The sequence below is a fragment of the Streptomyces sp. NPDC057438 genome, assembly GCF_042802995.1.
Taxonomy (GTDB): Bacteria; Actinomycetota; Actinomycetes; order Streptomycetales; family Streptomycetaceae; genus Streptomyces.
In genome coordinates this window covers 44,364-61,345 of sequence record NZ_JBHVDD010000039.1, presented here as the reverse complement: position 1 = coordinate 61,345, position 16,982 = coordinate 44,364, and the positions used below count along the sequence as shown (strand labels likewise).

At 72.0% G+C, this 16,982-nt stretch carries 12 protein-coding genes; all 12 read right to left on the bottom strand.

The features are described from left to right. Positions 1 to 112: 112 nt before the first annotated feature. Positions 113 to 1,495 (bottom strand): VWA domain-containing protein, encoded by a 1,383-nt coding sequence (locus tag ACFU5F_RS22025; protein ID WP_383889795.1) that lies wholly within the window; start codon positions 1,493 to 1,495, stop codon positions 113 to 115. Positions 1,496 to 1,661: 166 nt separating this feature from the next. Continuing rightward, positions 1,662 to 2,978: a PP2C family serine/threonine-protein phosphatase gene (locus ACFU5F_RS22020; protein WP_383889793.1), complete on the bottom strand. Its 1,317-nt coding sequence runs from the start codon at positions 2,976 to 2,978 to the stop codon at positions 1,662 to 1,664. A 3-nt stretch (positions 2,979 to 2,981) separates the two neighbouring features. Then, positions 2,982 to 5,477: a tetratricopeptide repeat protein gene (locus ACFU5F_RS22015; protein WP_383889791.1), complete on the bottom strand. Its 2,496-nt coding sequence runs from the start codon at positions 5,475 to 5,477 to the stop codon at positions 2,982 to 2,984. 128 nt (positions 5,478 to 5,605) lie between these two features. Beyond that, a complete protein-coding gene (locus ACFU5F_RS22010; protein ID WP_383889788.1) occupies positions 5,606 to 6,931 on the bottom strand; it encodes a hypothetical protein in 1,326 nt (441 codons plus the stop codon). Between the two features lie 80 nt (positions 6,932 to 7,011). Then, on the bottom strand, positions 7,012 to 8,064 hold the full coding sequence (locus ACFU5F_RS22005; RefSeq protein WP_383889785.1) for a glutamate ABC transporter substrate-binding protein: 1,053 nt from the start codon (positions 8,062 to 8,064) through the stop codon (positions 7,012 to 7,014). Between the two features lie 17 nt (positions 8,065 to 8,081). Continuing rightward, positions 8,082 to 9,554, bottom strand: coding sequence for a hypothetical protein (locus ACFU5F_RS22000; RefSeq protein WP_383889782.1), 1,473 nt, complete (start codon positions 9,552 to 9,554; stop codon positions 8,082 to 8,084). A 276-nt stretch (positions 9,555 to 9,830) separates the two neighbouring features. Next, positions 9,831 to 10,787, bottom strand: a complete 957-nt coding sequence (locus ACFU5F_RS21995; RefSeq protein WP_383889825.1) for an N-acetylglucosamine kinase — start codon at positions 10,785 to 10,787, stop codon at positions 9,831 to 9,833. 161 nt (positions 10,788 to 10,948) lie between these two features. Beyond that, the gene (locus ACFU5F_RS21990) at positions 10,949 to 12,214 is read right to left on the bottom strand and encodes a 6-phospho-beta-glucosidase (protein ID WP_383889781.1); all 1,266 of its coding nucleotides are present in this window, start codon (positions 12,212 to 12,214) and stop codon (positions 10,949 to 10,951) included. A gap of 7 nt (positions 12,215 to 12,221) precedes the next feature. Further along, complete coding sequence (locus ACFU5F_RS21985) at positions 12,222 to 13,124, bottom strand: carbohydrate ABC transporter permease (RefSeq protein WP_383889779.1); 903 nt, start codon at positions 13,122 to 13,124, stop codon at positions 12,222 to 12,224. Further along, positions 13,121 to 14,095: a carbohydrate ABC transporter permease gene (locus ACFU5F_RS21980; RefSeq protein WP_383889776.1), complete on the bottom strand. Its 975-nt coding sequence runs from the start codon at positions 14,093 to 14,095 to the stop codon at positions 13,121 to 13,123. The genes ACFU5F_RS21985 and ACFU5F_RS21980 overlap by 4 nt, the downstream gene beginning before the upstream one ends. A gap of 24 nt (positions 14,096 to 14,119) precedes the next feature. Beyond that, entirely contained in the window at positions 14,120 to 15,457 is a 1,338-nt protein-coding gene (locus ACFU5F_RS21975; protein ID WP_383889773.1) for an ABC transporter substrate-binding protein, read from the bottom strand. A gap of 178 nt (positions 15,458 to 15,635) precedes the next feature. Continuing rightward, positions 15,636 to 16,883: an ROK family transcriptional regulator gene (locus tag ACFU5F_RS21970; protein WP_383889771.1), complete on the bottom strand. Its 1,248-nt coding sequence runs from the start codon at positions 16,881 to 16,883 to the stop codon at positions 15,636 to 15,638. Between the last annotated feature and the right edge of the window lie 99 nt (positions 16,884 to 16,982).

Sequence of the window (16,982 nt, the reverse complement as noted above, 5' to 3'; positions counted from 1 at the left end):
CCGACCTCGCGGCCGGTTCCTGTGGCCACGACGGGCCGGTGTGGCCGGTTCTGTCCGGATTCCCGCTGGGGAAGCCAGGCTGACGCGCGGCGGTGGTACGGGTTGTTTCTACCTACTTCTTTACACGAACAGTCTTTGTCGACCGGGTTTCGAGAGTCATCTCGTCGGCCTCCGTGACCTTCGCCTTCAGTCGCACAGTACCTGTCGCCGCGTCGACCACGTCCACCACCTTCGCAAGCAGTTTCGCAGTATCCGCGTTCCCCGACGCGCTGGCGAGCTGGACGGCCCGCCCGAGCTTGGCCGTCGCTCCGTCGAAATCACCTGATTTGCGGGCGTCCAATCCCTGCTGGATGACCTGTGCCAGTTCGGCCTGACCCGTGTAGTGCGCGACCTGCGGGTTGATCGAGGTGGAGGCGACCATGTCGTCGGTCCACACGGCCTTCACCAGGCCCTGGGCGCCGAGGCTCTGCGCCGAACCTCCCCCACTCTCGGCTCCGCTCGAGCGGGAGGTGCCCCCAGGCTGCGGGATGACGAGGGAGACACGGGCGGCGAGCATCTCCTGACCGAGGTTCGCTGCCGGGACCTCGACGCACACGTGGTAGTCGCGGGACTCGTCGCCCCACGAGCCGGTCGGGTAGTCGCCGGCGCGCGGTCCGGCCTCGGTGCGACGGTCGGTCAACTCCGCGACCGTGGGCGCCACTTGCTTCACGAACTTGATCCGCGTGCCGACCGGGGTCCACAGCCGCAGGGCGACGTCCGCGACCTCCTTGCCCATGGCCGCCTCCATCATCTGCGTGAAGTCGGCGGACAGGGCGGCCGGGTCGGCGACGATGTCGGCCGTGCCGAGGAGCGCGGAGGCGATCTGGGTGACCTCCCTGACCTCCCAGTCGGTACCCACTCCACGCGCGTCACACGTGAACCGTCCGGCACAGGCGTCCAGCGCGGCCTTCAACTCCTCCGGCGACTCGTGCTCGTTGCGTCCGTCGGTCAGCAGGATGCCGTGCCGGATGGCGACGTCCTCCGAGGCGAGCAGCCGGTCCGCGAGCTTCAGCCAGGTCCCGATGGCGGTGCCGCCGCCCGCGCTGAGCCGGCGCAGCGCCTGCTTGGCCTGGCCCCGGGTGGCGGAGTCGGCCACCGCGAGCCGCCCGCCGCCGGGGTACACCTCGCGGGCCACGTGGGTGCCGTCGATCACCGCGAAGTGGACCCCGTCGCGCAGGGTGTCGATCGCGGCGGCCGTGGCGTCCCGGGCGTTGCGCATCTTGGTCGGCGGGTAGTCCATCGACCCCGAGCAGTCGACCATGAGCGCCACGGCGGCGGACGGGCCCTGGCCGGGCGAGTACAGGTGCGGCGCGGCGACCGCGGTGCCGATGGTTCCGCCGCCGGTCGCGCTGACCGTCACGATGGCGTTGACCTCGCGGCCGCCCTCGGGCAGGTACTCGTTCTGGTACACCTCGACCGAGAACTGCGGCACGTTCGACTTCGAGAAATTGGCCATGCCTACTCTGATCCCCCTAGCAGCACCACTGTTGGCCCCACGGCCCGTGGGGTGATGACTGTGCGTGCCCGTACCGGACCGGTCCCCTCCGGTCCGTCGGCGCTTCTCGTTCGTCGGCCCGTCCGGCCGCCGAGGCCCCCGCAGGCATCCCGCCCGGCGAGCGCGCTCAGGCCGATCCTGCCCCCTGAGGAGGGGCCGGGAACGGCAGGACGGCCACTGTTACGTTGTCGTGGCCCCCGCCGTCGAGGGCCCGGCCCACCAGCACCTGTGCGCAGTGCAGCGGGCGTTCGGCCGCGTCCAGGGGCACGGCCTCGGCCATCTCCTCGGCGGCCTCCGCGTAGTTCCACAGTCCGTCGGTGCACACCACCACTACACCCGGCCGGTCCGGTTTGAAGGAAGCGGTGTGCGGCTCCAGTTCGTACGCGTCCGCGCCGAGCCAGCCGGTGATCGCGTGCGCGCGCTCGTCGGCGTACGCCTCGGCCTCGTTCATCAGTCCCGCGGACACCATCTGCGCCGCCCACGAGTCGTCCTCGGTGAGCCGGGCCGGGGGCGCGCTGCGGTCCACCGGGACCCAGTAGGCGCGGCTGTCGCCGACCCAGCCGACGACCAGCAGGCTCGGGGTGACGACGGAGCCGACGATGGTGCACGCCGGCGCGTTCTGGTGCGGGGCGTGCTCCTGGGCCGTCTCCGGTTCCTCCGCCAGGGCGTTGACGGCGCGGGCGGCGGCGACGATCGCGTCGTGCATCGCCTGCTGCGGGTGGGTGCCGCGCGGCAGCGACTCCAGCACCGTCTCGTTGGCGGTGCGCGCCGCGGCGAGCGAGGCGTCGTCGGGGCGGGTCGCGGAGGACACGCCGTCGCAGACGATCGCGACGACCGCGGGGGAGCCGTCCGGCAGCGCGGTCGAGGAGATCGCGAACGAGTCCTCGTTGCGGTGGTGACGCAGCCCCCGGTCGCTGACCGCGGCGACCGCGCCCAACTGCAGCTCCATGTGGTCGCGTTCGCGCGGCTGGGCGTGCCCGCAGTTCTCGCAGTAGCCGTCCCGGTCGACGTGGCCGGCGCGGCAGGCCACGCACAGTTTCGTCCCGGCCGGCGGGGTGGCGAGGTCGGCGGTGCGCGGATCCGGCGGCTGGGGCGCGGCCAGCGGGTACTCGTCGGGCTCCCGGGGCCGGTCGAACCGGACGCCCCGTCCCGGACCGGGCAGGTCGCCGCCGCCGGAGTCGGTGCCGGCGATGTCGGTGGGACGGACCACCGGCGGGGGGGTGTCGGAGCTGGGAGGGGAGGCGAGAGGCCAGTCCACGGGCGCGGCCTCCTCGGGAGCGTCACCCGTCGTCCCGTTCAGGGTGACGGTCGGCTGGTCCTCCGGCGGTGCGGGCACCGCCGAGAGGTCATGGCCGCACGCACCGCAGAAGCGGTCGTCCGAAGCGACGGGCCAGTCGCAGATCGGGCACTTCGTCAGCGCGGTCGGCTGGGGCATCTGCGACATCAACTACACCCACGTCCGGGGGCGGTAACGGTTGGCACGTTCCACCAGGTCGATCCTCTCCTCGCCGCCTTGGGCGAGCCGGGCCAAAGTGCGGTACGACCGCTCCAGTCCGAAGCGGAGGCCGCGCTCGTCCAGCGCGCTGCCGAGCAGCACCCGCGCACCGGCCGGGGGCGCGGCACCCTGGCTACCGGAGAGTACCCAGTCCAGGGCACAGCCAAGGACCTCTGTGGACAACTGCTCGCGGCGCACTGCGTCCAGACCGTACCCGCCGAGCGCCTCGATCTGCCCGGCGGCCGCGGTCAGGTCGTCCAGGAAGGGCGCGTCCGGCGCGGTCCCGGCCGGAGCGGGCGCGGACCCGGCCCCGAGGGCCGCCTCGGGGCGGTGTCTGAGCCGCGCCCGTACGGCGGCGACCCGGGCGGCGGTGTAGTGGATGGACGCCTCCGGCACGGACTCCAGGGTGTGGACGGCGTTCTGCCGGTCCCCGGCGGTCAGCCGGACCCGGGCGAGCCCGAACGCGCTGCTGACGAAGCTGGGGTCGGTCGTCCACACCAGGCGGTAGTACTCGGCGGCGTTGTCCAACTGCCCGAGCACCTCGGCGCACAGACCGAGGGCCAGCTTGGGGGCGGGCTCGCCCGGGAAGGCGTCGTAGATCGCGTCGAACGACAGCGCGGCGTTCTCGTGGTCGCCGGTGGCCAGCGCGGCCACACCCCGGTACCAGACCACCCGCCAGTCGTCGGGGTGGTCCCGCTCCAGGGCGTCCAGGGTGGCCAGCGCGATGGTGAACTCGCCCATCTCCAGCCGGGCCCGCAGCTCCCGCAGCCGCAGCTCCAGCGAGCCGCTGGGGGCCGCGTGCAGGGCAGTGATCAGCTCGGTCGGCGCGGAGGTCATGAGCCCCGCCAGGAACCCGGCGTTCGGGTCCCCGGCGTCGACCCGCGGGACCGGCAGCGCCAGGGCCGCGGCGGCGGTGTCGAGCGCCCTGGTGAGCCGGACGGGGGCGGCGGCACCGGCGGTCAGCGGCGGAGCGGCCGGCGCGGAAGGCGGACCGCCCTTCCTCGTGCCGGCCTTGTCGGGGCGCCTCCCCAGCCGGGACACGTCCCCGTCCAGCTTCGCGAACAGTTCCGTGTCCGTGACCCGCACCTCGGGGCCGAAGATCGTCGACAGGGCGGGGCGCGCCCGGCCCGTCTGCAGGGAGACGACCTCCCGCAGCACACCCGTCAGCTGCTCCGACATCTCCTGCGCGGAGGCGAACCGGCGGGCCGGGTCGGGGTCGGTGGCCCGGACCAGCAGCCGGTAGAAGGACTCGTACTGGCGGAAGACCTCGATGTTGTCCGGGTCGGGCAGGGAGTCCACGAACACGTTCGTGTAGCCCTGGAAGTCGAACGTGAGGACCGCGAGCGTGCGGGCGACCGTGTACAGGTCGGAGGCCACGGACGGGCCCACGTCGGCGACCTCGGGCGCCTGGTAGCCGACCGTGCCGTAGATGGCCGACTCGTCGTCGTCCATCCTGCGCACCGCGCCCATGTCGATCAGCTTGAGCTGGTCCTCGGTCTGGATCGCGTTGTCGACCTTGAAGTCGCAGTACAGCAGGTTGCGGCTGTGGAGATGGCCGAGCGCCTCCAGTGCCTCGATGCCGTACGCGCACGCCTGCTCGACCGGCAGCGGGTCCCGGCGCCCGTCCGCCGTGCGGCGGCCGTTGGCGATCTCCTTGAGCGACTTGCCGCCGACGTACTCCATGACGATGTACCCGTCCAGCGAACCGGTGCGCTGGTCGAGGTGTTCGACGAAGTTGTAGATGCGGACGATGTTGGAGTGCTCGATCTCGGCGAGGAAGCGGCGCTCGGAGATCGCGGCGGCCATCGCGTCCTGGTCGCCGGTGTCGAGCAGGCCCTTCAGCACGACCCAACGGTCCGACACCGCCCGGTCGATGGCCAGGTAGATCCAGCCCAGACCGCCGTGCGCGAGACAGCCCACGACCTCGTACTGGCCGCGCACGATGTCGCCCGAGTGCAGCTTCGGCACGAACGAGTACGGGTGGCCGCACTTGGTGCAGAAGCCCTCCGTGCGGCCCGGCCGCTCGCCGCGCGCCCGGCCGACCGGCGCCCCGCAGTCGGAGCGCGAGCAGAACCGCTTCCGCTCGGGCACCTCGGCGGCCTTCAGGACCATCGAGCGCGGATCCGGGCGCGGTACGTCCGGGACCTGGACGAGACCGACGCCGAGCCGGGCCCGCCCCGAGGAGCCGGCGGTCTTGCCGGAGCTGCGCACCGACACCGAGCGGCCCGTGGTCCTGCCCGACAGGGCGCGCGAGAGCCGCCCGGACACCGAACGCCGGGACTGCGAGGAGCGGGCGGAGGTGCGCGCGGAGCGCGAACTGGCCGATCCGGAGCCGCGTGAACCCCGGCCGCCCCCGGTGATGCCGGTGGGCGGGGAGTTGACCATGCCGTTCGTGGCGACGACCGGTGCCAGCCCGCACGTGTCGCAGTACAGCTCGCCGCCGCCCATGTCCTCGTACGATCCCGGGCAACCGGGCCGCTGACACGACTGCTGCGGAGCCTCTTCGCCCGCCGGGGCCTCGCCCGCCGGGTCTTCGCCTGTCGGGTCTTCGCCCGTCCGGCCTTCCTCGGTCCGACTCACGATTCCTCCTCCCTCCGGTCCTGGGGCTCCCGCTGGGCCGGTACCGACTGGCCCAGCACCTCGGCGGCCGCGTGCTGGTAGCGCAGCACCGCCGTCTCGGCCACCCGCAGGTCGCAGGGGGCGCTCCACAGCATGCGCCGCGCCGCGTCGTACCGCTCGATCAGCAGCGAGTCCTCCGCGAAGCCGTGCCGGGCGACCTTCGCCCGGTACGCGTCGAGCCGGCCGCGCAGCTCCGCGCGGACCGCCAGCGGCGCGGTGACCGCGGTCAACGACTCCCGGGCCCGCAGCAGTTCGTCGTCCGCCTTCTGCTCCAGGGACTCCAGGAGCGGGGACAGCCGGTGCCACTGCGCGTGTCTGCGGTACTCGGCCGCCATCGCCAACTGCTCCTGCAGCACGGTCGGCGGACCGCTCACCACGGGCACCTCGGTCGCGGCGATCTTCGCCAGCACCTCACCGCGCGCGCTGCGCGCCTCGGCGAGGGTCCGGTCGGCGCGGCTCAGCACGTCCCGCAGCTTCACCAGCCGCGACTCCGCGTCCTGCCGGACCGTCAGCACGGCGTCGATCTCCCGCCGGACCTCGTCCAGGGCCCGCGCCTCGCGGTCGTACGTCGTGGTGTCCGGGCGGCCGCCGCCGGGCGCCGAACTGCCCGGCGAGGGAACCCAGAAGGCCAGCGGGTCGGAGACGACCTGCTCCCGGAGCCGGGTCAGGGTGCGGGTGATCCGCTCCAGGTCGTCGCCGGCCGGGTGCTCACCGGGGCGTACGCCGACGGAGTGCGCGAGCTGGCGGGTGCGCTGGAGCTCGGCGGCCAGTAGATCGATGCGGGCGGGCAGCGCCGACCACACCGCGTCGGCGGCCACGACCATGTCCAGCGAGGCCGCGTACAGGTCGTTCATCCGGTCCACGAGGGTGACCAGCGAGAACTGCTCGCTGAGCCGGCTCGTGCCCTGCAGCGTCGGGGCGTTCGCCATCGCGGTGGCGCTGCCCGCGACCGTCACGGCCTCGCCGCGCAGCAGTTCGGTCAGCTCCACCAGGTCCTCGCGGCTCGACCAGCGGCGGCGCGAGCGGATCTCCCGGGCGGAGCGCAGCGCGTCGGAGTACGCGTCGAAGTACGCCCACAGCAGCGTGATCGACGCGTCCGCGGCCGTCCAGCGCTCCTGGGTGACGCCGGTCAGCGCGGCGCCTTCGAGCAGCCTGCGGCCCGCGTGGTCCTGCAGGGCGAGCAGCGAGGTCTCGATGGCCTCGTGCTCCGCGCCGAGCCGCGCGAGCGCACGGTCCACCTCGTCCCGGTCCATCACCGGCCCGGTGGATCCCGCGACGCCCATCGATCACCTCTCGCTGCTGTCGGTGTCCGTCAGTTGGATGCGGTCCTCTGAATACGTCCTCGTACGTCGGTCCTGCCGCGTCAGTCCCGGTACCGCTGGGGGGAGGGCGGCCGGGACTTCTCCGCGCCCCCGACCATCGTGGCGGACAGCCAGGTGGTGTACGAGTCCTGCCAGCCGTCCTTGAGATAGTCCACCAGCACCTGGTTGACCCGGCGTACCAGATCGTCCGCCTCCAGGTTCATCGCCACGCCGTAGTACTCGGTGGTGAACGGCTCACCCTTGAGATCGACCGTCGGGTCCTGCGCCGCCTGGCTCGCGGCGAGCGCGCCGTCGGTGACCACGGCGTCGACCTGGCCGAGCTGGAGCCGTACCAGGCAGTCGAGTTGGTTGGGGACCTGGAGGGATATGTCGGTGGAGGCGGGCACCTCGCCCGATTTCTTGCCGGCGGTGAGGGCGGTCAGAGCCGTGGACGTGGCCGCCGTGCAGATCTTCTTGTCCGCCAGGCTCTTGCCGTAGCCCTCGATCGGCGAGGACTTGGGGGCCAGGACCTGCTGCCCGGTCCTGAAGTACGGCTGCGAGAAGGCGACTTCGTCCATGCGCTCGCAGCTGATCGTCATCGTGCGGACCACCATGTCGACCTCCCTGCCCTGGAGCGCGGGGATGCGCCGGCTGGTGGGGATCGCCTTGAAGTGCACCTTGTTCGGGTCGCCGAGTATCTCCTTGGCGATGCGGCGCACGATGTCGATGTCGAAGCCCTCCAACTGGGCGCCGTCGTCCGTGTTGTTCGGATCGCGGTAGCCCCAGCGGTAGCTGTTCTGGTCGACGCCGACCGTGATGTAGCCCTTCTCCTCGATCCGCCGGATCGTCTCACCGGATTCGTCCGAGGAGGGCCTGAGACTGCGGTCCTGCGGGTCGTTCTTCTTCACGCAGTCCTTGTCCACCCGTGCCTGCGTCCCGCGGGCGACCTGCTGGCCCCCGACGGCAGTGACTCCGTCGCCGCGTGTGCCGCTCACCGGCAGCACCAGGGCGAAGACCACGGCGAGCGCGCAGAGGACCGCCATGGCGCCCACACCGCCCCAGCCCCTGAGACCGGCCCGCAGGCGTCGTACCGCATTCATCGCGACCCCTTGCACCGCGCCTCCTCCCGCCGTCACCGGTACTCCGAAAGCCTGCGCCCGATGCCGAGCACCGCGCCCGCCGCACCGAGCACGGCCAGGACCGCCGCGCCCACGGGGAGCCCGAGCATCGCCGCGCGGCCGTCCTCGGCCGCCCGCCTGAACTCCTTCGCCTCGTAGGCGCTCGCGGTGCGCAGGTTCTCGTCGACCTGGCCGAAGCACTCGCCCGTCGGCTTGTCGCCGTTCTTGCAGCTGTCGGTGGCCTTGCCGCCGATCACCTGGGCGAGAGCGCACTGGTAGTCGCCCTCGTCGTCGGACGCGCGGGCGCTCTTGTGGCGATCCTGCCACTCCTCCATGGCGGCGCCTGCGGCCTTCAAGGGCCTCTCGCCGCCGGCGTTGTCGGCGACCCGCTCGGCGGCGGCCAGCCGCTTCTCGAGTGTCGCCATACTGGTCTTGAACGCGTGGTCGAACTTGTCGACGCTCTTGTCCTCGGTGATCTTGACGGTCTCCGCGCCCCGGCTGATCAGGGTCAGGTTCTCGTTGCCGCGGGCGGTGAGGGAGGCGATCCTGGCGTCGTTCAGCACGGTCAGGGACCGCACCCCGTTGTCGTAGGAGTCGTTCAGCTCCGAGCGGGCGAGAGTGTGACCGCCGGCCAGCCACAGCAGGACGACGGTCGACGCGGCCGTCGCGGCGACGAGCCCCTGGTTCAGCACCCGGTTGGTCCGCCGGTAGTGACGGCGCTGGGCCCAGACGAGGCCGCCGAGGGCGAGGACCCCGAGCCCGATCGCTGCCCACGGATACGCGGTGGCGTCCGCGTAGTCGTCACGGAGCCGCTCGTTCTCGTTGTCGTAGATGCTCCGCGCCTCGGTGAGCATGCCCTGCATCTTGTCGTTGGCGTAGCGCAGATAGGCGCCGCCCAGCGGGTAGCCCAGGCGGTTGTTGGCGCGGGCCCGCTCCACCAGGCCCTTGTACTCGGGGAGCAGGGTGTTCAGCTTGGCGATGCGTTCCTCGGAGTCGGAGCCGGGCTCCGAGGCGGTCGCGGCGAGGGCCAGTTGCTCGGCGGCCTCCCGCATCTCCCGCTCGTAGTCCTTGCGCGACTGGTCCGTCTCCTGCCCGCCCGCGAGGAATCCGCTGGAGGCCGCGGTGTTGGCGGCGGCCAGGGACGTGTAGATCTCGGCCGCGGCCGAGCTGAGGCGCTGGCTGCCGTGGAGCACGTCGTCGGCGGCGGCCGAGCGGTCGTTCATCTGCCAGGCGGTGACGGAGCCGAACGCGACGACCAGGAGGGCGAGGAGGGCGCCGATGATGCGCAGCCTGCCCGGCTCGGTCGTCGCGGCGGCGCGCAGCTGGTCGACACCCTCCGCGAACGCCGTCCGGCGGGGCGGGCCGTCGTCGGGGTCCGGGGACGGGACGGGGGGCCTCGGTGCGTGCGAGACCTGGGACGGCACGACCGGGCCCGGCCCCGCGGGCGGTGCTGTCGGTGCCGTGCTGCCCTCCGGCGTGAATGTCACCCGACCTCCCCCTGGTCATCCGTCCGGCACCGCCGTCCGCTCGCGCGGACGCGGGTGCACGGCCGCAAGTATCGCCGCCGGGGGGCGACCACGCACAGACCTTGACTCGATCTTGTTCCCCGATCGTGTCCGTACGTGCCGTGCCTGCCGGATTCCGGCGCAGCACAGGGCTTCCCGCACCACCCCCCGCCCATGAATACGCGGTTCGGGCGGGTTCGGTTCCCTGCGGTTCGAACGCGTTCGAGGGGAGTGGCCGGGGCGGCGGGGGACGCCGGGTCACCCTCCTTCGTAGTGCGCCCTCACACGCGCGTGCACGGTCCTCGGCGCGCCCACGCGGTCCAGCCCGAGCAGTACCGCGCCCAGCACCGGGGCGGCCGTGACCCACCGGGGGACGGCCTTCGGCGCGGCCGCCGCCAGCGCCTCGCGGATCCGGCCGTCGAGCAGGGGGTGCCGGGCGGCCAGGACACCACCGCCCAGGAGGACGGGTGTCTCCTCCCCGAGGAGGTCCAGGCGGGTCAGGGCCACCGTGGCCATGGCCACCACCTCCTCGGCCATGCGGTCCACCAGCGAGCGGGCCACCGGGTCGCCGGCGGTCGCCGTGGCGAACAGGACCGGGGTGAGTTCGTGGCGGCGGACGGCCGGGATGCGCTCCAGGTGCAGGGCCTCGACCAGGGCGTACACGGAGTCCAGGCCGAAGTGTGCGGGCAGCGCGACGGCGAGGGCCGTGGGACCGCCCCGGCCGTCCTCCGCGCGGGCCGCGTGCCACATCGCCTCCTCGGCCAGGCCCCAGCCGCCGCCCCAGTCGCCGGAGATGCGGCCGAGCGCCGGGAAGCGGGCGGTGCGGCCGTCGGGGCGCATGCCGACGCAGTTCACGCCGGCGCCGCACACCACGGCCACGCCCCGCGGCTCGGCCACGCCGGCCCGCAGGATGGCGAAGGTGTCGTTGCGGACCTCGACGGTCTCGCCCCACGCGCGGGTGCGCAGCGCCGCCGCGAGCGCTTCCTCCTCGACGGGGAAGTCCGCGTTGGCCAGACACGCCGAGACATGGCCGACCGAGCCGACCCCGGCCTCGGCGAAGGCCCGCCGTACGACCTCCGCGAGGCCGTCGACCGCGACGCCCACGCCCACGGCCGGCGGCCGGAAACCGCCGCCGCGTGCCGTGCCCAGCACCTTCCCGTCCGGCGCGATCACGGCGACGTCGGTCTTGCTGTTGCCCGCGTCGACGGCGAGCACACTGCCCGGCCCGGCGGTCTCGTCCGGTCCGCCGGTCTCCTCCGGCACGGCGGGCCCACCGGTCTCGTCCGCTCCGCCAGACCCGCCAGACCCGCCAGACCCGCCAGACCCGCCAGACCCGCCGGCCTCGCGCGGCTCGGCGTCGGTGCGTGTGCCGTCGCTCATGCCCACGCGAGGTGCTCCCGGTTGTGGGCGAGCAGCCGGTCCGTGAGGTCCTCGGCGTACGCGTACTGGCCGATCAGGGGATGCGAGAGCAGCGCGCGGAACACCCGGTCCCGGCCGCCGCGCAGGGCCGCCTCCAGGGCCAGGTCCTCGTACGCGGTGACGTTCGCCATCAGGCCCGCGTACAGCGGGTCCACCGGCGGCACCGGCAGCGGTGCCGCCCCCCGGCGGTCGACGGCGGCCTGCACCTCGATCACCGCGTCGGCGGGGAGGAAGGGGAGCGTGCCCCCGTTGAGGGTGTTGACCACTTGGTGCGGGCTGCCCCCGTCGCCCAGCAGCGACGCGGCGAGGTCCACGGCCGCCTCCGAGTAGAAGGCCCCGCCCCGCTCGGCGAGCAGCGCGGGCTTCTCGTCGAGCGCCGGGTCGGCGTACATCTCCAGCAACCGCCGCTCCATCGCGGCCACTTCGGCCGCCCTGGAGGGCTTGGTGCCCAGCTCCCGTACGACCTCGTCGTGGGCGTAGTAGTAGCGCAGGTAGTACGACGGGACCACGCCGAGGCGGTCCAGGACCGAGCGGGGCAGACGCAGGTCGGCGGCGATGGCGTCGCCGTGGTCGGCCAGCAGCTTCGGGAGGACGTCCTCGCCGGAGGGGCCGCCGAGACGGACGCCGGTCTCCCAGGTGAGGTGGTTGAGGCCCACATGGTCCAGGTGGACCTCGGACGGGGGCACCCCGAGCCGCACGGCGAACTTCCGTTGCAGGCCGATCGCCACGTTGCACAGACCGACCGCCCTGTGGCCGGCCCGCAGCAGGGCGCGGGTCACGATCCCCACCGGGTTGGTGAAGTCGATGATCCAGGCGTCGGGGCTGGTCCGGCGGACCCGTTCGGCGATGTCCAGGACCACCGGGACCGTCCGCAGCGCCTTCGCCAGGCCGCCCGCGCCGGTCGTCTCCTGGCCGACGCAGCCGCACTCCAGCGGCCAGGTCTCGTCCCGCTCGCGGGCGGCCTGGCCGCCGACGCGGAACTGGAGGAGGACGGCGTCGGCGCCCTCGACGCCGGCGTCCAGGTCACCGGTGGTGACGATCCGTCCGGGGTGCCCCTGGCGGGCGAAGATCCGCCGGGCCAGTCCGCCGACCAGCTCCAGCCGGTCGGCGGCCGGGTCGACGAGCACCAGCTCCTCGATCGGCAGTGTGTCCCTGAGACGGGCGAACCCGTCGACGAGTTCGGGTGTGTAGGTCGAGCCTCCGCCGACCACGGTGAGCTTCATAGCTGTATCAACCCTTTACTCCGGTCAGGGTGACGCCTTCGACGAACGCCTTCTGCGCGAAGAAGAACACGAGGATCACGGGGGCCATGACCAGCACGGTCGCGGCCATGGTCAGGTTCCAGTCGGTGTGGTGCGCGCCCTTGAAGGACTCCAGGCCGTAACTGAGCGTCCAGGCGGCCGGGTTCTCCGAGGCGTAGATCTGCGGGCCGAAGTAGTCGTTCCAGGCGTAGAAGAACTGGAAGAGCGCGACGGCCGCGATGCCCGGCTTCGCCATCGGCAGGACGACCCGCAGCAGGGTGCGCAGTTCGCCGCAGCCGTCGACCCGGGCCGCGTCCAGGTACTCGTCGGGGATGGTCGTCAGGAACTGGCGCAGCAGGAAGATGGAGAACGCGTCCCCGAACGCCATCGGGATGATCAGCGGCCACAGCGAGCCGGACAGGTCCATCTGCTTGGCCCAGAACAGGTACATCGGGATCACCACGACCTGCGGCGGCAGCATCATCATCGAGATGACCAGCATCAGCGCCAGATTCCGGCCCCGGAAGCGGAACTTGGCGAGCGCGTAGGCCACGGGGACCGACGACACGACGGTGAGGAGCGTGCCGAAGCCGGCGTAGAGCAGCGTGTTCTTCCACCAGGTCAGGAAGCCGGGGGTGTCCAGGACCTGGCGGTAGTTGCCCCACTCCCAGGTGTCCGGGACGAGGTCGCGGGTGAGCGTCTGCTGGCCGCCCATCAGGGAGGTCAGCACGACGAAGACGAAGGGCAGGGTGAAGAAGAGCGCGGCGGCCACGCCCAGCGAGTGGACGGCGATCCACTCCAGCAGCGCCCGGCGGCGGGCGGTCCGCTCGCTCGCCGCGGCGGAGGCCGAGGACGGCGCGGACGTGTCGCGTGCTTCGAGTACCCGGGTCATCGGTCACCCGCTCCGATCAGTCCGCCACGGCGCCGCATCAGCAGCGCCGTGAACACCATCGACAGGGCGAACAGCACGAGGGCGACCACACAGGCGGAGCCGTAGTCGAAGCGCTGGAAGCCCAGGTTGTAGACGAGCTGCGGCAGCGTCAGCGTCGACTTGTCCGGGTAGCCGGGCTCGAACTGCTGCCCGGAGCCGCCGATGACGCCGGAGGCGACCTTTCCGGCCACCAGGGGCTGCGTGTAGTACTGCATGGTCTGGATCACGCCCGTGACCACGGCGAACATCACGATCGGCGAGATGGTCGGCAGCGTCACGAACCGGAACCGCTGCCAGGCCGACGCCCCGTCCAGCTCGGCGGCCTCGTACTGCTCCTTCGGCACGTCGAGCAGCGCGGCCATGAAGATGACCATCAGGTCGCCCACGCCCCACAGCGCGAGAGCGGTGAGCGCCGGCTTGGACCAGGCGGGGTCGGTGAACCAGCCGGGCGCCGGCAGGCCCAGCCCGTCGAGGACCGAGTTGACCGGCCCGGTCCCGGGGTTGAGGAGGAAGACGAAGGCCAGCGTCGCGGCGACCGGCGGCGCGAGGTACGGCAGGTAGAAGAGGGTCCGGAAGACGCCCGCGCCGGTCCTGATCTTCGTGATCAGCAGACCGACGCCGAGCCCGAACAGCACCCGGCAGGTCACCATCACCAGGACCAGCCAAAGCGTGTTGCGCAGGGCCGGCCAGAACAGCGGGTAGTCCTCGAAGACGTAGGACCAGTTGCCGAGGCCGCGGAAGACCGGCGTACCGAAGCCGTCGTACTTCATCAGTGAGAAGTACACGGTCGACACCAGCGGATAGGCGAAGAAGACGCCGAACCCGATCAGCCAGGGTGCCAGGAAGGCCGTCGTCCGCAGTGCCGACCGGCGGCGCTTCGAGCGGAGGGTGTGCGTGGACGCGAGAGCCGCACGCGGGGAGTGCGTGGACATCGGCGGGATCCCGTTCCCGTACCGCTACTTCGCCTGCGCGATGTCGGTGTCGATCTGCGCGGCGGTCTTCTCCAGCCCCTTGTGCAGGTCCTTCACCTTGCCGGACTCGTACTGGTAGCCGAAGTCCTGGAGCGTCGTCTGGTACGTCGAGCCGTTGACGGAGGCCGGCGGAGTGTTCGAGTGCGGGTTCTGCGCGATGTCCAGGAACGTCTTGAAGCCCTCGTCCACCTTCAGGTCGGGCGACTTCAGGGCGGCGAACGTGGACGGCACGTTGTGGATGGCGTTGGCGAAGGAGACGACGGCCTCGGTGTCGGTGGTCAGGTACTTCACCAGTTCCCAGGCCGCGTTCTGCTTGCGGCTCTGCGGGGCGATGCCGATGACCGTGCCGGAGAGGAAGCCCTTGCCGTACTCGTCCACCTCGTCGTCGGCCACGGGCATCGGCGCGGTGCCGATCTCGAAGTCGGTCCCCGCCTCCTTCGCCATCCCGAGCCGCCACTCGCCGTCCAGCTGCATGGCCACCTGGCCGGTCTGGAAGGGGTGCTTGGCGCCCCACTCGTCACCGAAGGTGTTCCGGTACTTCTCCAGCTTCGCGAAGCCGCCGAGCGAGTCCACCAGCTTCTTCTGGTAGGTGAACATCTCCGCGAACGCCGGGTCCTCGGCGATGTTCGACTTTCCTTCTGCGTCGAAATAGGCGTGGTCCCACTGGGCCATGTAGTGGTCCACGACCGTCTCGTAGCCGTGGTAGTTCGGCATGAAACCGAGCTGCGCGTAGCCGTCACCCCTGGGCTTGGTCAGCTTCTTCGCGTCCACGGCGAACTGGGACCACGTCTTCGGCGGGGACGTGATGCCCGCCGCCTCGAACGCGTCCTTGTTGTAGTACAGCCCGTACGCGTCACCCAGCAGCGGCAGCGCGCACCGGGTGCCCTCGAACTGTGTGTAGTCCAGCATCGGCTTCGGAATGATCTTGTCGAGGTCGAGCTTCGACTTCTCGATGAAGGGCTTGAGGTCGGCGAACGCGCCCGACGAACAGAACGTGCCGATGTTGGACGTGGTGAACGACGAGACCGCGTCGGGTCCGCTCGAACCGCCCGCCCGCAGCGCCTGGTTGAGCTTGTCGTCGTTGATGTTCCCGACGACCTTCACCGTGATGTTGGGGTGCTTCTTCTCGAACCGGTCGACGTTCGCCTGGATCGCCTTCACCTCGCCGGGCGCGCTCCACCCGTGCCAGAAGGTGATGGTCGTCTTCGCGTTCGGGTCGTCGGAGGAGGTGGTGCCGGCCTGCCCCGTGCAGGCGGTCGCGAGGAGGGCGAGGGAGGCGGTGGCGGCGAGAGCGATCGCCGCGTTCTTGGATATTCCGGGCATGGCGGAGTCTCCTGAGGGAGGGAGGTGGTGATGAGGGAGGAAGGTGGTGATGCATGCGGAATGCGGCGCGCCGGGGAAACCCAGGGCGCGAGGTTGTATCGATGTGCGGCTCCGCCGCGTGGGCGCGACGGGCCGCGACGGGTCGGCGGCTTTCGTGTGACCTGAGAGCCGGCCGAACTCAGCGGAGCGTCAACGTGTCGAAGACTTCGTCACGGGTCGCCGTGAGCGCACTCTCCAACGCCCCCCGCAGCACGGGGTGTTCACGTACGTCACCGAGCACGAGCCGCGGCCGGGACGCGGCCAGCTCCGCCAGCTCGGCCTCGACGAGCGCCCGTAGCGGCTCACCGCCGGCGGTCAGTGCCGTACCGCTGAGAACGACCAGTTCGGGATCGAGTACGGCAACGAGTGCGGCGATACCCGTGGCGAGCCCGGTGGCGTAGGTGGCCAGAAGCCGTCGGTGGGGCCCGGAGCCGGGGTCGGCGGCGGCGCGGGCCACCAGCTCCGCCGCGACCTCGGTGTAGGGCCCTTTCGGGATGGGGGAGATGCCCAGCTCACGGGCGAGCCGGGGAATGATCTGCGAACCGGCGAGCTCCTGGAAGCCCCCGCTGTTCGCCTTGGTGACCTGGCGGACCAGCGGCACGCCGGGCACGGGCAGGAAGCCGACCTCGCCGGCGCCCCCGGTGAAGCCCCGGTGCAGCCGCCCGCCCAGGATCACCGCCGCGCCGAGGCCGCCCTCGTTCCACAGCAGGACGAAGTCCTCGTGGCCCCTGGCCGCGCCCAGCCGTTGTTCGGCCAGCGCGGCGAGGTTCACGTCGTTCTCGTACTCCACCGGCATCGGCAGCGCGGCGGCGAGTTCACCGAGGAGGGCGGGGGAGTGCCAGCCGGGCAGGTGCGAGGCGTAGCGCAGCCGCCCGGTGTTCGGGTCGAAGGCGCCGGGGGTGCCGATGACCAGCCGGCGCACGTCGGAGCGGACCAGTCCGGCGGCCTTGGCCGCACCGTCGAGGGCGGCGGTGACCTGCCGTACGACGGGTTCGGCGGGGCGTCGTCCGGGGGTGGGGACGGCGAACTCGCCGACCGTGCGGCCGGTGATGTCGGCGACGGCGGCCAGGACGCGTTCGGGGGTGACGTCCAGGCCCGCGGCGTACGCGGCGGTCGGGTCGACCGCGTAGAGCTGGGCGTTGGGGCCGGGGCGGCCCGTGCCGGACCCGCCGGTGCCGGGGCCGCCGTCGCGGGGTTCGTCCGCGCCGGTGCCGGTGGCGACCACGAGGCCGGCGGCTTCGAGGCGGGCCAGGAGCTGGGAGGCGGTCGGCTTGGACAGCCCCGTCAGCCTGCCGAGCCGGGTCCGGGAGAGCGGACCGTGCTCCAGCAGCAGATCGAGTGCGGCGCGGTCGTTCATGGCGCGCAGTACGCGGGGTGTTCCTGCCATGGTCCGCCACCTGCCAACTGTTAGGAAAGTTTCCTGTCGGATGCCAGGACGATAGGACTAGACCAGGTGGACGTCAATGTCCGGCCGACAAAAAACCGC

What these genes read in the sequence shown, in the direction of transcription:
- ACFU5F_RS22025 (WP_383889795.1), bottom strand. Translation starts at nt 1,495, where the DNA reads ATGGCCAATTTCTCGAAGTCGAACGTGCCGCAGTTCTCGGTCGAGGTG.
- ACFU5F_RS22015 (WP_383889791.1), bottom strand. Translation starts at nt 5,477, where the DNA reads ATGGGCGGCGGCGAGCTGTACTGCGACACGTGCGGGCTGGCACCGGTC.
- ACFU5F_RS22020 (WP_383889793.1), bottom strand. Translation starts at nt 2,978, where the DNA reads ATGTCGCAGATGCCCCAGCCGACCGCGCTGACGAAGTGCCCGATCTGC.
- ACFU5F_RS21985 (WP_383889779.1), bottom strand. Translation starts at nt 13,124, where the DNA reads ATGACCCGGGTACTCGAAGCACGCGACACGTCCGCGCCGTCCTCGGCC.
- ACFU5F_RS21990 (WP_383889781.1), bottom strand. Translation starts at nt 12,214, where the DNA reads ATGAAGCTCACCGTGGTCGGCGGAGGCTCGACCTACACACCCGAACTC.
- ACFU5F_RS21980 (WP_383889776.1), bottom strand. Translation starts at nt 14,095, where the DNA reads ATGTCCACGCACTCCCCGCGTGCGGCTCTCGCGTCCACGCACACCCTC.
- ACFU5F_RS22010 (WP_383889788.1), bottom strand. Translation starts at nt 6,931, where the DNA reads ATGGGCGTCGCGGGATCCACCGGGCCGGTGATGGACCGGGACGAGGTG.
- ACFU5F_RS21975 (WP_383889773.1), bottom strand. Translation starts at nt 15,457, where the DNA reads ATGCCCGGAATATCCAAGAACGCGGCGATCGCTCTCGCCGCCACCGCC.
- ACFU5F_RS21970 (WP_383889771.1), bottom strand. Translation starts at nt 16,883, where the DNA reads ATGGCAGGAACACCCCGCGTACTGCGCGCCATGAACGACCGCGCCGCA.